Genomic DNA, 14,739 nt, shown 5'->3' on the forward strand with positions numbered 1-14,739 from the left:
CATGAAGCCACAGCCGATGCGCCTCGGGGATCTGTCAGTGGGCGTCGTCCATAGTCTGGCCGATGCCGTGCGCAGCCACGACGTCGATCCGCTGCCTCTGCTTGAACAATATGGCCTTGATGCCGCGCGACTGGCCGAGGCCGGGGCGCGCTTGTCGATCCCGCGTTACATGCGCCTCGGCCATGCGGCGATTCAACTCACCGGCGACCCGGCTCTGGGCCTGCGCATGGGCCGGATGATCCGCTTGAATCAGGCCGGTCTGGCCGGCATCACTGCGGCGCAAGCACCCACCGTGCGTGAAGCGGCCCGCTGCCTGACGCGCTTCGAGCCGCTTTACGGCTCGAACTATCGCGGGCAGTCCAGTTTCCACGAAGACGCCAACGGTGCGTGGCTGCGCTTCTACTCGATCAGCCCGTACAACACCTATAACCGCTTCGTGGTCGACTCGATCCTCGCTGGCTGGCTGCATCAGTTGTCGAGCCTGTGCGGCGAAACGTTACGCGCCGAGCGAATCGAAATCGAATTCGAAGCGCCGGATTACCGCGACGCCTACACAATGCTCGGTGAATGCCCGATCCAGTTCAGCGCCGAGCGCAACCAACTGCGCCTGAGCCTGAGCAGCCTCGCCCTGCGCAACCCTGAACACTGCCCGAGCACCTGGCGACATCTGCTGCAATTGTGCGAGCGGGAGCTGGAACAACTGACCCGCACCCGCAGTTTGCGCGAGCGCATCACCCAATTGCTCGGCCCGCTGCTCAATGGCGGCCGCGAGCCGGATCTAGAAGAAGTCGCGGCACGCCTGAAACTGCCGACCTGGACCTTGCGGCGCAAGCTCACTGAGGAAGGCACGCAATTTCGCGCGATCCTCAATGACACACGCCGCGACCTGGCGATGACCTACATCCGCGACACCGAACTGGCATTCGGCGAAATCGCCTACCTGCTGGGCTTCGCCTCAGCTGAAGCCTTCCAGCGCGCATTCAAGCGCTGGAGCGGGCAGACGCCCGGCGAATCCCGACGAAATTACCGCTCGGGAGCCTGAAGCTCAGAGTTCCGTCGCGTCGTCAGCCGGCTCTGGTTGATCCAGTTCAAAGGCCTGGTATTCGAGCAGTTCTTCCTGATACTCATCCATCGTATGAATCCCCCAACTGCTCGCTATGAAAATGGCCTGATCAATCGACCTGTGCCCCGAGCATAAAGTGCCCGTGTGAAGGAAAAGTGAAACGCTGCCTTCATGAATAAAACGTAGCAGGTGGTTGGGGATTTATCGCGGCGATGATGCCGCAGGTGTGTTACCAGATTTTAAGCCAACCCGAAAACCACTGTGGGAGCGAGCCTGCTCGCGAAGCGGTGTGTCAGTCTAATCATCTGTCGACTGATACACCGCTTCGCGAGCAGGCTTGCTCCCACAGGGTTTCGCTTGGTTTCTTATTGGCCCGACGCAGGCATCGCCGGAATCGGCTCGGATGGTGGCGGAATATCCGGGTTGGTCGGCGGGGTGATGGTTTCGCTGGCCGGCGCTGGCTCTTCCACGGGCGCTGGCGCAGGCGTAATCGGCGTCGACTCCGCTGGCGGTACCACCGGCTCGGAACTCACTGGCGCGGCTTCAACCGGGGCCGGTGCAGGTTCCGCAGCCGGCGCGGGGACCGGTTCCGCTGCAGGTGTCGGCGCCAGAGGCGCAGGTGCAGGTGCCGCTTTTGGTTCTGGCACACCAAGATCGGTTTTCGGCTTTTCTTCGATGTGTGCAGCTTTCTTCGCATCGGCGGGCAGGAACTGCTCCACCAGCGTGAAGAAACGCTCGTAGAACTTCTGCGCAATGACCGTCTCACTGGCGACCTTGACCATCGAGTCGTCCGAGGAGCCGATCGGCATCGACACCGAGCCCAACACACCAACCCCGAGGCTGGCCGAGTTGTTGGTCTTCTTCAGCGCATAACGGTCCTGCAAGGCGTTGGCGAACACCGTCGCATGATGCCCGGCGCTGCCATCTTCGGCGCAGACCACGTTGAAGCTGATCTCGAGGTGCGTCTCGCCGGTCTGCTGGAAGCTCTTGTGCCCGCTGACCAGCTTCGGATCACTGCTGGTAATGATGTAGCCCTGACTGAGCAACGCGCGCCGGGCCGCTTCGCAACTGGCGGTGTCGGTTACCGGGTAATTGCGCGAAAAGGTGCCGGAGTCATCGAAGTTCTCATGCTCATAGATCGGCTTGTCCTTCGAACAACCGGCCACCGCAGTCAATAACAGCGCCAGCCCGACAACACGCATGGGAGTGGAAATCAACATTGAACATCCTGAGGGAAAACAGTCCGGGGCGTATTGTGCAACAGATCGTTGCCCCATGGCGCATGGAATAGTGTCAAGAATCGGTTACAACTTTACCGGTCATGGCCGTCAGGAAAAAGCCGCGTGGACAAATGATCGATCAACGCGCGCAATTTCGCCATGGCTTGTCGGCTCGACGGCCATAACACCCCAGAACCGACCGGCGTGTTCTAAAGCAAAAGAAAGGTAAAAACTCAAGATCAGGTCGGCTGCCAAGCCGCCTTCGCGAGCAGGCTCGCTCCCACAAAAGCAAAAGCAAAGCAGCGCAGCTGCCCGCGGCAAAGCCGCCCCACTCAACAATGAGCGCAAGCTCGAGTGCTTTTGATCTTGCTTTTGATCCACCGGCGACATCGGAAGGCTGAGTGGAGGGATTGATCCGGGCGTGGGAGCGCAGCGACCGTCTGGCGCAGCCAGACACAGCGGAAGGAGGTGCAGCGAAGCAAACCGGAGCCGCTGCGCCCGGATCGATCCCGCAGCGAAGGAACCCGAGCCTGCGAGGGCCGAACGTAGGAGCAAGCCTTTTTGGGTACTTTTTCGGCGTCTGGAAAAAGTGCCTCGCCGTAAGGGCGAAACCGCCAGCCGCCGCACCCGAAGAAACGGATATTCACCCAAACCACCCAGAGCATGGCCGGCCCAAAGACCGCCAAGCCACCAAAAACAAAAAAGCCCCGACCATCAGGCCGGGGCTCCTTCAAACGTCAGTCAAAAGATCAGAACCGCTCGATCTTCGCCTCAGCTTCCAACTGCTTGCGATACGCCGCAAAGTCCTGCTGGCCCTCACGGGAAGCGAGGAAACGACGATATTGCGCTTTCTCTTCTTCCGTCGGTGCAGCTGCTTCATTGACGCCATTCAGACGCACAATCATCAGGCTGCCATCCGGCAAGGTAACGCTGGAGAACGTCGGCTTGTCCTTGGCAGCCGGCTTCGGCATACGGAACAGTGCCTGCAGCACAGCCGGATCAACCCCTTCCTGACCACGGGTGGCCGCTTCGGTGATCTTCCAGTTCTGGCCATCGATGGCCTTGTCCAGCGGCGCCTTGCCGTCGCGCAGATCAGCGATCAGCTTCTCGGCACGGGTCTTGGCCTCGGCACTGGCATGCTCCTTGGTCAACTGAGTGCGGATCGCCGCGCTCACGCTTTCCAGTGGCAATTGCGCAGGCTTGAGATGCTCCTTGGCGCGCAGCACGATCACGGTTTCCGGGTCCAGCTCGATGGCGGTGCTGTTGGCACCTTCATCAATCACTTCCGGACTGAACGCGGCAGTGACCACGGCACGGTTGGCTGCAACACCTTCGCCACCTTCACGGCCGAACGGCTTGGAAGTGTGCACAGTCAGTTTCAGATCCGCTGCTGGCTGCGCCAGGTCAGAAGCTTCGAACGCCGAGTCTTCCAGTTGTTTGGTCGCCTCAACAAAACGCTGCTCGACCTGAGCGGCTTTCAGCTCGCGGGTCAGCTTGTCTTTCAGGCTGGCCAGGGTCGGCACTTCAGGCGCTTCCACGCCCAACAGCTTGATCAGGTGATAACCGAAGTCGGTACGAATCGGCTCGGACACCTGGTCTTTCGACAAGGAGTACAGCGCTTTTTCGAAAGCCGGGTCGTAAACGCCAGGACCGGCATAACCAAGGTCACCACCATTGTTGGCGGAACCCGGATCCTGCGAGAACTCCTTGGCCAACGCTTCGAACTTCTCGCCCTTGGCCAGACGCGCCTGGACTTCGTCGATCTTCGCCTTTGCCTGCGCTTCGGTAGTCTTGTCGTTCACTTCGATGAGGATGTGCGCGGCACGACGCTGTTCCGACAGGTTGGCGATCTCTTTCTGGTAAGCCGCCTCAAGATCTTCATCCTTGACCGCAACCTGATCGAAGAACGACGATTTCTTCAGCTCGACGTAATCGATGATCACCTGATCCGGCGTCATGAATTCCTTGGCGTGCTCGTCGTAGTAAGCCTTGACCTCGTCATCGGTCAGCTTGACCGCAGCCGGGTCGGCCTTGACGTTAAGAGTGGCGAAATCACGGGTCTGTTTTTCCAGACGGGCAAAAGCCAGCACTTCGGCGTCGGTGACGAAACCGCTGCCGGCAACACCAGCGCGCAACTGGCCGATAAGCATTTCCTGAGCCAGCATCTGACGGAACTGCATGCGGCTGTAGCCCAGTTGACGGATCACCTGGTCGAAGCGCTCGGAGCTGAACTTGCCGTCGACCTGGAATTCAGGCGTCTGCAGGATCACTTGATCCAGCGCGGCTTCGGAGAACGAGAACTTCGCCTGTTCGGCGCCTTGCAGCAGCAACTTGCGGTCGATCAGGCCTTTGAGCGCCGATTCGCGCAGCATTTTTTCGTCGAGCAAGGACGCATCGAAGTCCTTGCCCAGCTGTTGCATCAGCTGACGGCGTTGCATATCAACGGCCTGGCTCAGCTCGTTCTGGCTGATTTCGTCACCGTTGACCTTGGCCGCCTCGTTCTTGTGAGTCGTGGCCTGGAAAATGGCATCGAAACCGGTCAGGGCCATCAGTGCAACGATGACCCCGATAATGGTCTTGGCAATCCAGCCTTGTGAATTGTCCCTGATATTTTGCAGCATGCGTCCCCCAGAAACGGTTGAACTTCAATTTAGGCAACCGTGGAGCGTGGGTAGAATCCGGATAGAAGAAAGGCGCATCCGAGGATGCGCCTTCTCGTAACTGGCGGAGCGGACAGGGCTCGAACCCTCGATCCCGGCGTTACAGGTGCCTGTTCCAGCCACCTGCTCTACCGCTCCGCTGCCAAGTCAGGCTTGACCCCGACCCGGATGGGTAAAAACCTGGAAACTCAGTTAACAGCTTCTTTCAGCGCTTTACCGGCTTTGAAACCTGGCTTCTTGGCAGCCGGGATTTCCAGAGACTTGCCAGTTTGCGGGTTGCGACCGGTACGAGCCGGACGGTCAGTCACGGAGAAAGTACCGAAACCAACCAGAACAACGGAGTCGCCAGCCTTCAGAGCGCCAGTGACGGATTCGATTACAGCGTCCAGCGCACGGCCAGCAGCAGCTTTCGGGATATCAGCGGATGCAGCGATAGCATCAATCAGTTCCGACTTGTTCACTCTAAGTCCCCTTATATCTATTTTGAGATGTTTCTAAGTTTTTTGGTGAAAGCAAAAACGAGTGCTGAATGGCCTACAGACACTTAAGAGCCGCTTTATAACAAGGGCTCTAAAATGCTGTCAAGGAAAGCCCCCCAGGCTAAAACGTATTAATGCGTGCTAATTCTTTCCTTGGCATCAGACTCGCGTTTTTCGTCCTTGGCAACTATCTCCGGAGCCACATCCGGCAAGGGCTCCGGCGCGTATTGCAGCGCAATTTGCAGGACCTCGTCAATCCATTTAACCGGCTTGATCTGCAGATCCTGCTTGATATTGTCAGGAATCTCCTTCAGATCGCGGACGTTTTCTTCCGGAATAATCACAATCTTGATTCCGCCGCGGTGAGCCGCCAGCAGTTTTTCTTTCAAACCGCCAATTGCCAGCACTTGCCCACGCAGAGTGATCTCACCGGTCATGGCGACATCGGCGCGCACCGGAATACCGGTCAATGCCGAAACCAACGCCGTGCACATACCGACGCCAGCACTTGGGCCGTCTTTCGGCGTAGCACCTTCCGGCATGTGAATGTGCGTGTCGCGCTTCTCGTGGAAGTCCAGCGGGATGCCCAGGCTCTTGGCGCGGCTGCGCACAACGGTCTGTGCGGCAGTGATCGATTCGACCATCACATCACCGAGCGAACCGGTCTTGATCAGTTGACCTTTACCCGGAATCACTGCGGCTTCGATAGTCAGCAATTCACCGCCAACCTGAGTCCACGCCAGGCCAGTCACCTGCCCCACCTGATCCTGCTGCTCGGCCAGGCCGTAGCGGAACTTGCGCACGCCGAGGAAATGCTCGAGCAGGTCAGCTGTCACTTTTACCGAGAAGCGTTTTTCCAGCGCATGCTCTTTGACTGCCTTGCGGCAGACCTTGGCGATCTGTCGCTCGAGGCCCCGCACGCCCGCTTCACGGGTGTAATAACGGATGATGTCGCGAATCGCTTCCTCATCGAACTCCAGCTCGCCCTTCTTCAGACCATTGGCGGCGATCTGTTTCGGCGAGAGGTATTTCACAGCGATGTTGATCTTCTCGTCTTCGGTGTAACCCGGCAGACGGATGACTTCCATCCGGTCCAGCAGCGCTGGCGGGATGTTCATCGAGTTCGAGGTGCACAGGAACATCACATCGGACAGGTCGTAATCGACTTCAAGATAGTGATCGTTGAAGTTGTGGTTTTGCTCGGGATCGAGCACTTCCAGCAACGCCGAAGCCGGGTCGCCACGCATGTCGCTGCCCATCTTGTCGATTTCATCGAGCAGGAACAGCGGGTTGCGTACGCCCACTTTTGTCATCTTTTGAATCAATCTTCCCGGCATCGAACCAATGTAGGTCCGGCGGTGACCACGAATTTCCGCTTCGTCACGCACGCCGCCCAAGGCCATACGTACGAATTTGCGATTGGTGGCATGGGCAATCGATTCCGCCAGCGAGGTTTTACCCACACCTGGAGGACCGACCAGGCACAACACCGGACCACGGATTTTCTTCACGCGCTTCTGCACGGCGAGGTATTCAAGGATGCGCTCCTTGACCTCTTCGAGGCCGTAGTGATCGGCGTCGAGAATGTCTTCTGCACGGGCCAGGTCGAGGCGTACTTTGCTCTGCGCCTTCCACGGCACCTGCACCAGCCAGTCGATGTAGGAACGCACCACAGTGGCTTCAGCTGACATCGGCGACATCTGCTTGAGCTTGTTCAGCTCAGCGGTGGCCTTGGCCAGCGCGTCTTTCGGCAGGCCGGCAGCATCGATGCGCTTTTTCAGCTCTTCGATTTCGTTGTGGCCTTCGTCGCCGTCACCGAGTTCTTTCTGAATGGCCTTCATCTGCTCATTCAGGTAGTACTCGCGCTGGCTGCGCTCCATTTGCTTTTTGACGCGACCGCGAATGCGTTTTTCAACCTGGAGCAGGTCGATTTCGGCATCCAGCAGCGCCAGCACGTGCTCGACACGCGCCGACAGATCGATGATCTCGAGGATTTCCTGCTTCTGCTCGATTTTCAGCGCCATGTGCGCGGCCATGGTGTCGACCAGACGACCGGGCTCATCGATGCTGTTGAGCGACGACAGGACTTCAGCCGGAACCTTCTTGCCCAGCTGAACGTATTGTTCGAACTGCGACAGCAGCGTGCGCACGAAGACTTCCGACTCGCGCTCGGCGGCGTCGACTTCTTCGATCAGAGAAACTTCGGCGCGGCAGTGGCCATCGACTTCGCTGAAGCGCTCGACAGTACCACGCTGCTCGCCTTCGACCAGAACCTTGACGGTGCCATCAGGCAGCTTCAGCAGTTGCAGTACCGTGGCAATCGTACCTACGCGATAGAGAGCGTCTTCACCGGGATCATCGTCAGCCGGGTTTCTCTGGGCCAGCAGCAGAATCTGCTTGTCACCCGTCATCGCTGCCTCGAGGGCTTCGATGGATTTCTCGCGCCCCACGAACAGCGGGATAACCATGTGCGGATAAACCACGACATCACGCAATGGCAGGAGAGGCAATTCGATGGTTGTCTTCATGATTTCGCCTCTACGGCGGCCGTATGGCCGTAATCAGATGGAATTAAGCTTGAAACCAAGATGGGGGCTGCCTCGAAAAAAAACAAGCGCAAAGCGGAGGTAAAAAACGACTTAAAAAAAAGAGGCCCGAAGGCCCCTTCTTTGCTGCGGCGCTGTGAACGCTTACGCGTCCGGCGCTGCCTTGGCCGTCGGCTCACTGTTTTCGTAGATATACAGTGGCTTGGACTTGCCTTCGATCACGCTTTCATCGATCACGACTTTGCTCACCTCGGACTGCGAGGGGATTTCATACATCGTGTCGAGCAATACACCTTCGAGAATCGAACGCAGGCCACGGGCACCGGTTTTACGTTCCAGAGCACGCTTGGCGACCGATTTCAGCGCGTCGGAACGGAATTCCAGATCCACGCCTTCCATCTCGAACAGCTTGGCATACTGTTTGGTCAGAGCATTTTTCGGCTCGGTGAGGATTTGCATCAGCGCAGCCTCGTCGAGCTCATCCAGTGTCGCCAGGACCGGCAGACGACCGACGAATTCCGGGATCAGACCGAACTTGACCAGATCGTCAGGCTCGACTTCACGCAGGGATTCACCAACCTTCTTGCCTTCTTCCTTGCTGCGCACTTCGGCGTTGAAGCCGATGCCGCCTTTGGTGGAACGGTTCTGAATGACCTTTTCCAGGCCGGAGAACGCACCACCGCAGATGAACAGGATGTTACGGGTGTCGACCTGCAGGAATTCCTGCTGCGGATGCTTGCGGCCACCTTGCGGCGGTACCGAAGCGACCGTGCCTTCGATCAACTTGAGCAAGGCCTGCTGCACGCCTTCACCGGAAACATCACGGGTGATCGACGGGTTGTCGGACTTGCGGGAAATCTTGTCGATTTCGTCGATGTAGACAATGCCCATCTGGGCTTTCTCTACGTCGTAATCGCACTTCTGCAGCAGCTTCTGAATGATGTTCTCGACATCTTCACCCACGTAACCGGCCTCAGTGAGGGTGGTTGCGTCGGCAATGGTGAACGGAACGTTCAGCAAGCGGGCCAGTGTTTCGGCCAGCAGGGTTTTACCGGAGCCTGTCGGGCCGATCAGCAGAATGTTGCTCTTGCCGAGTTCGACGTCGTCAGCCTTTTTGTCACGCTGGTTCAGGCGCTTGTAGTGGTTGTACACCGCTACGGCCAAAACCTTTTTCGCACGCTCCTGACCAATGACGTACTGGTCAAGGATGCCGCTGATTTCTTTAGGCGAAGGCAATTTATGCGCGCTGCTTTCGGCCTGTGCTTCCTGCACCTCCTCGCGGATGATGTCATTGCACAGGTCGACGCACTCGTCGCAGATAAAGACCGAGGGGCCGGCAATCAATTTGCGCACTTCATGCTGGCTTTTGCCACAGAAGGAGCAATAGAGCAGCTTGCCGTTGTCCTCGCCGTTGCGGGTGTCAGTCATTCGTTCGATCCAAATCCGATAGGCTTGCAACACAAGATGAAGGCTATTGCGGGCTTTTTCAAGCCCGCCGCTGATCGGACATGCCGATCAGGCCTGTTTTGCGCTGCTTATATTAAGCTGGACGCTGGTTGATCACTTCGTCGATCAGGCCGTATTCCTTCGCAGCTTCAGCACTCATGAAGTTGTCGCGATTGGTATCGCGCTCGATTTCTTCCAGAGTACGGCCGCTGTGCTTGGCCATCAGCATGTTCAGACGCTCGCGGATGAAGAGGATTTCCTTGGCGTGGATTTCGATGTCCGACGCCTGGCCCTGGAAACCGCCCAGTGGCTGGTGAATCATCACGCGCGAGTTCGGCAGGCAGAAACGCTTGCCCGGTGCACCTGCGGTAAGCAGGAATGCGCCCATGCTGCACGCCTGACCGATGCAGGTGGTCGACACGTTCGGCTTGATGAACTGCATGGTGTCGTAGATCGACATGCCGGCAGTCACCGAACCGCCCGGCGAGTTGATGTACAGATGGATGTCCTTGTCCGGGTTTTCCGCTTCAAGGAACAGCAGTTGCGCACAGATCAGGTTGGCCATGTAGTCCTCTACCGGGCCCACCAGAAAGATCACTCGCTCCTTGAGCAGGCGCGAGTAGATGTCGTAGGCGCGTTCGCCACGAGCGGACTGCTCGACAACCATCGGGACCAGGCCGCCGGCGGCCTGGATATCAGAGTTCTGCTGAATATAAGAATTACGGAACATGCTCTGCAGTCGCTCCCAAATAGTTATGTCTTGAATACGCATAAGCCAGCTCGAGAGCTGGCTTATGGTGTGCACTTCTAACGCAAAATCAATCAGTCGGCTGCTGGAGCTTCTACCGGCTTGACTGCTTCTTCGTAGGAGACCGATTTGTCGGTCACACTAGCTTTCTGCAGAACAGTATCCACAACTTGTTCTTCCAGCACAACCGAACGTACTTCGTTCAGTTGCTGCTCGTTTTTGTAGTACCACGACACGACCTGCTCTGGCTCCTGGTAAGCGGAAGCCATTTCCTGAATCATTTCGCGAACGCGAGCTTCATCAGGCTTGAGGTCGAACTGCTTGACTACTTCAGCAACGATCAGGCCCAGCACGACGCGGCGCTTGGCTTGCTCTTCGAACAGCTCGGCCGGCAGTTGGTCTGGCTTGATGTTGCCGCCGAACTGCTGAACAGCCTGCACGCGCAGACGGTCAACTTCGTTGGACAGCAGAGCCTTTGGCACTTCGATCGGGTTGGTGGCCAGCAGACCGTCCATTACCTGATTCTTGACCTTGGATTTGATTGCCTGACGCAGTTCACGCTCCATGTTCTTGCGAACTTCGGTGCGGAAGCCGTCGATGCCGCTTTCCTTGATGCCGAATTGAGCGAAGAACTCTTCGTTCAGCTCAGGCAGCTTAGGCTCGGACACAGTGTTGACGGTCACGGTGAACTCGGCGGTTTTGCCAGCCAGGTCCAGGTTCTGATAGTCCTCAGGGAAGGTCAGGTTCAGAACGCGTTCTTCGCCGGCTTTAGCGCCAACCAGGCCTTCTTCGAAGCCCGGGATCATACGGCCGGAGCCCAGTACCAGCTGAGTGCCCTTGGCGGAGCCGCCAGCGAATACTTCGCCGTCAACCTTGCCAACGAAATCGATGTTCAACTGGTCTTCGTTCTGGGCAGCACGGTCGGCCACTTCGAAACGGGTGTTCTGCTTGCGCAGGATGTCGAGCATCTTGTCCAGATCAGCGTCAGCCACTTCAGCACTCAGACGCTCAACGGTGATGCCTTCGAAGCCAGCAACGGTGAACTCAGGAAAGACTTCGAATACAGCAACGTATTCCAGATCCTTGCCCGCTTCGAGCGACTTTGGCTCGATCGAAGGCGAACCGGCAGGGTTGAGCTTCTGCTCGACCACAGCTTCGTAGAAGGAAGACTGGATGACGTCGCCTACCGCTTCCTGACGCGCATCAGCACCGAAACGGCGCTTGATTTCGCTCATTGGCACTTTGCCTGGACGGAAGCCAGCAATTTTGGCCTTTTGGGCAGTCTGCTGCAGACGCTTGTTGACCTGAGTCTCGATGCGCTCTGCCGGCACGGTGACGCTCATGCGGCGCTCGAGAGCAGTAGTATTTTCAACAGAAACTTGCATGGATATTCCTCGTTGCACAGACGTTAGCCGGCCGTTTCCGACCCCAGAATCAAGGGCATGCATTCTAGTGGGTCAAACTCAAGAAGTCACCCTACTGGAAACGGGTAAAAAAACAGCAGGCAATTTATAGGGAGCGCCGCACGAATGCCGTGCACTCCACTGGCGAATACAAGCGATCACGTCAGGGCTCTGCAGCAACGCTTCTATATATAGAAGCAACTATCAGATACGCCCCGACAGGCGTTCCGGCCAAACCGGAACGACGAGCAGTTCAGCGTCATCCGATCCTTTAAAAGCGATGAAGTGCCCTGCCCTGCGCTGCGAAATCGGCCGTGGCCGGATTTCGAAACCGCTAAAACAAAAAAGGCGCCAGACTGTTAAATCTGGCGCCTTTCGAAATATGGGGTGGACGATGGGGATCGAACCCACGACAACGGGAGTCACAATCCCGTGCTCTACCAACTGAGCTACGCCCACCATATTGCGTAACAAAAAAGCCAAACAACTTCTTTGTCGAAACTTCATCAGGCCCTAGGCACAGGTGAAGCTTTATTTGGTGCGGATGAAGAGACTCGAACTCTTACGCCTCGCGGCGCTGGAACCTAAATCCAGTGTGTCTACCAATTCCACCACATCCGCGGATGAAGCTTTTAAAGCAAAGGCGCCAGACCGTTAAATCTGGCGCCTTTCGAAATATGGGGTGGACGATGGGGATCGAACCCACGACAACGGGAGTCACAATCCCGTGCTCTACCAACTGAGCTACGCCCACCATATCGCGTTACTTGTGCCAAAGCTGCCTAATGGCGCACCCGGCAGGACTCGAACCTGCGACCATCCGCTTAGAAGGCGGATGCTCTATCCAGCTGAGCTACGGGCGCCTTGTTAATCTGTACTCTTAAAGGACTACAAACTAAGTGCTTTCCAGTGTCGCAGAACCTTGATTCCGCTTCACCTTCTTAACCAGTGCTAGGCTGTGCCCGACAAGTGCGACGAATAGTATAGAGGGCTCCAAAGGTCGTCAAATCCTTTTTGAAAAAAATTCATTTAATTAAAGGAGTTAGAGGAATTTGCTGACCAAGCGCCTTTGCCCTCACCGCTCGACATGCGAGAATGCGTTCTCATTTTTTCCCCTCTCGATGGTTAATCACGCGCAATGACTGCACAACTAATCGACGGCAAATCGATCGCCGCCAGCCTGCGCCAGCAGATCGCCCAACGAGTTGCCGAGCGTCGCCAGCAAGGCCTGCGCACCCCCGGCCTCGCGGTGATCCTGGTCGGCAGCGATCCTGCCTCTCAGGTTTATGTCTCGCACAAGCGTAAAGACTGTGAAGAGGTTGGCTTCCTCTCTCAAGCCTACGACCTGCCCTCCGACACCACTCAGGACGCCCTGACCGATCTGATCGATCGCCTCAACGACGATCCGGCTATCGACGGCGTGCTCCTGCAGTTGCCTCTGCCCGAACATCTCGACGCGTCCAAGCTGCTGGAACGCATCCGCCCGGACAAAGACGTCGACGGCTTCCACCCGTACAACGTCGGTCGCCTGGCCCAGCGCATCCCGCTGCTGCGCCCCTGCACCCCGAAAGGCATCATGACCTTGCTGGAAAGCACTGGCGCTGATCTTTACGGGATGGACGCGGTAGTCGTGGGCGCCTCCAATATCGTCGGTCGCCCGATGGCCATGGAATTGCTGCTGGCCGGCTGCACCGTCACTGTGACTCACCGCTTCACCAAGGATCTGGCGGGCCACGTCGGCCGCGCTGATCTGGTGGTCGTTGCCGCCGGCAAGCCGGGCCTGGTCAAGGGCGAGTGGATCAAGGAAGGCGCGATCGTGATCGACGTCGGCATCAACCGTCAGGACGACGGCAAACTGGTCGGTGACGTTGTCTACGAAACCGCCCTGCCCCGCGCCGGCTGGATCACCCCGGTACCGGGCGGCGTTGGCCCGATGACCCGCGCCTGCCTGCTGGAAAACACGCTCTACGCCGCAGAAACACTGCACGTCTGATCGAATTTTTCCGCTGCACCAGAACCCCGCCTCGTGCGGGGTTTTTAGTGCCTGAGAAAAAACTTCAACCGTTCGCCGGAAACCGCTCTTTTTACAGGCCTTTTCACGAGATTTTCAGGTCTTACAAACAACCATCGACAGTTCTTCAGCCATACTCCTAAAATGCGCCGGTTTTGAGAAATAACCCGTTACAAACTAACGGTATATCCAACCTTTTAGAGTTCGCCCGCGTGAAAATTCGTCTCTCGATTCTGAGCCTGTTGTTTGCTGTTACAGGCACATTCATCACGCCAACGATCAACGCTGCGGAAACCACCGCTGCTCCACGTGACGCTTCGACATTGAAGATCGCGTCTGGCAGCGCCCTGCTCATGGATATGCAGACCAACAAAGTCATTTATTCCAGCAACCCTGACGTGATCGTACCGATCGCTTCCGTCAGCAAGCTGATGACTGGCCTTGTCGTGGTGGAAGCTCGACAGAACATGGACGAATGGATCGATGTCGATATCAGGAACACCCCGGAAATGAAGGGTGTGTTCTCCCGCGTCAAACTCAAGAGTGAGCTGCCTCGCCGCGAGATGCTGCTGATCGCCTTGATGTCTTCGGAAAACCGTGCCGCCGCCAGCCTCGCGCACCACTATCCAGGTGGCTACGCTGCTTTTATCGCGGCAATGAACGCCAAGGCCAAGGCGCTGGGCATGACCAGCACGCACTTTGTCGAGCCGACCGGGCTGTCAGAGCGCAACGTTTCCACCGCCCGCGACCTGAGCAAATTGCTGGTGGCCGCGCACAAGCAACCGCTTCTGGTGCAACTGACCACCACCAAGGAAAAGACCGTGGCGTTCCGCAAGCCCAACTACACCTTGGGCTTCCGCAATACCGACCACTTGGTCAATAAGGCCGATTGGGACATCAAGATTACCAAGACCGGTTTTACCAACCCGGCCGGCCATTGCCTGGTGCTGGTGACGAAGATGGGCAACCGTCCGGTCGCCCTGGTGATTCTCGATGCGTTCGGCAAATACACGCATTTTGCCGACGCCAGCCGTATCCGCAGCTGGGTGGAAACCGGGCGCAGCGCCAACGTGCCTGCCGTGGCACAGCAATACAAAGCCGACAAGAACCTCAAGAGCCGTCAGAGCGGCGTGGTCGAAGCGGCAAAGTAGATCCGGCAATCA

General features: G+C 57.4%; 10 protein-coding genes and 4 tRNA genes. 3 read left to right on the forward strand and 11 right to left on the reverse strand.

The window, feature by feature from the left end; translation table 11 throughout:
• The first annotated feature begins 1 nt into the window (after nt 1).
• Nucleotides 2-1,042 carry an AraC family transcriptional regulator gene (locus AC0Z5Z_RS10370; RefSeq protein WP_095182107.1) on the forward strand — a complete coding sequence of 347 codons (1,041 nt, stop codon included), beginning with the start codon at nt 2-4 and terminating at the stop codon, nt 1,040-1,042.
• A 386-nt stretch (nt 1,043-1,428) separates the two neighbouring features.
• Here the strand turns inward: AC0Z5Z_RS10370 and AC0Z5Z_RS10375 are convergent, their stop codons facing one another.
• The 11 genes from AC0Z5Z_RS10375 to AC0Z5Z_RS10425 form a co-directional block, all read right to left on the reverse strand.
• Nucleotides 1,429-2,283 carry a DUF2242 domain-containing protein gene (locus AC0Z5Z_RS10375; RefSeq protein WP_485611025.1) on the reverse strand — a complete coding sequence of 285 codons (855 nt, stop codon included), beginning with the start codon at nt 2,281-2,283 and terminating at the stop codon, nt 1,429-1,431.
• Nucleotides 2,284-3,032: 749 nt separating this feature from the next.
• Nucleotides 3,033-4,904 (reverse strand): SurA N-terminal domain-containing protein, encoded by a 1,872-nt coding sequence (locus tag AC0Z5Z_RS10380; protein WP_150634904.1) that lies wholly within the window; start codon nt 4,902-4,904, stop codon nt 3,033-3,035.
• A gap of 227 nt (nt 4,905-5,131) precedes the next feature.
• Nucleotides 5,132-5,404 (reverse strand): HU family DNA-binding protein, encoded by a 273-nt coding sequence (locus AC0Z5Z_RS10385; RefSeq protein ID WP_016775333.1) that lies wholly within the window; start codon nt 5,402-5,404, stop codon nt 5,132-5,134.
• A gap of 149 nt (nt 5,405-5,553) precedes the next feature.
• On the reverse strand, nt 5,554-7,950 hold the full coding sequence (gene lon, locus AC0Z5Z_RS10390; protein ID WP_016775334.1) for an endopeptidase La: 2,397 nt from the start codon (nt 7,948-7,950) through the stop codon (nt 5,554-5,556).
• A 162-nt stretch (nt 7,951-8,112) separates the two neighbouring features.
• The gene (gene clpX / locus AC0Z5Z_RS10395; protein ID WP_016775335.1) at nt 8,113-9,396 is read right to left on the reverse strand and encodes an ATP-dependent Clp protease ATP-binding subunit ClpX; all 1,284 of its coding nucleotides are present in this window, start codon (nt 9,394-9,396) and stop codon (nt 8,113-8,115) included.
• Nucleotides 9,397-9,508: 112 nt separating this feature from the next.
• Nucleotides 9,509-10,144, reverse strand: a complete 636-nt coding sequence (gene clpP, locus AC0Z5Z_RS10400; RefSeq protein WP_016775336.1) for an ATP-dependent Clp endopeptidase proteolytic subunit ClpP — start codon at nt 10,142-10,144, stop codon at nt 9,509-9,511.
• 92 nt (nt 10,145-10,236) lie between these two features.
• A complete protein-coding gene (gene tig / locus AC0Z5Z_RS10405; protein ID WP_016775337.1) occupies nt 10,237-11,547 on the reverse strand; it encodes a trigger factor in 1,311 nt (436 codons plus the stop codon).
• A 401-nt stretch (nt 11,548-11,948) separates the two neighbouring features.
• A tRNA-His gene (locus AC0Z5Z_RS10410) sits at nt 11,949-12,024 on the reverse strand.
• Between the two features lie 77 nt (nt 12,025-12,101).
• Nucleotides 12,102-12,186: transfer RNA gene (locus AC0Z5Z_RS10415), tRNA-Leu, on the reverse strand.
• A gap of 57 nt (nt 12,187-12,243) precedes the next feature.
• Nucleotides 12,244-12,319 (reverse strand) — tRNA-His (locus AC0Z5Z_RS10420).
• 32 nt (nt 12,320-12,351) lie between these two features.
• A tRNA-Arg gene (locus AC0Z5Z_RS10425) sits at nt 12,352-12,428 on the reverse strand.
• A 275-nt stretch (nt 12,429-12,703) separates the two neighbouring features.
• On the opposite strand from AC0Z5Z_RS10425, the gene folD reads away from it, so the two are divergent.
• Both folD and pbpG read left to right on the forward strand, forming a co-directional pair.
• Nucleotides 12,704-13,558, forward strand: coding sequence for a bifunctional methylenetetrahydrofolate dehydrogenase/methenyltetrahydrofolate cyclohydrolase FolD (gene folD, locus AC0Z5Z_RS10430; RefSeq protein WP_016775338.1), 855 nt, complete (start codon nt 12,704-12,706; stop codon nt 13,556-13,558).
• 230 nt (nt 13,559-13,788) lie between these two features.
• A complete protein-coding gene (gene pbpG, locus AC0Z5Z_RS10435) occupies nt 13,789-14,727 on the forward strand; it encodes a D-alanyl-D-alanine endopeptidase (RefSeq protein ID WP_095182110.1) in 939 nt (312 codons plus the stop codon).
• The last annotated feature ends 12 nt before the right edge of the window (nt 14,728-14,739 follow it).

Source organism: Pseudomonas sp. 1L-E-NC-VB-C3 (assembly GCF_057291535.1).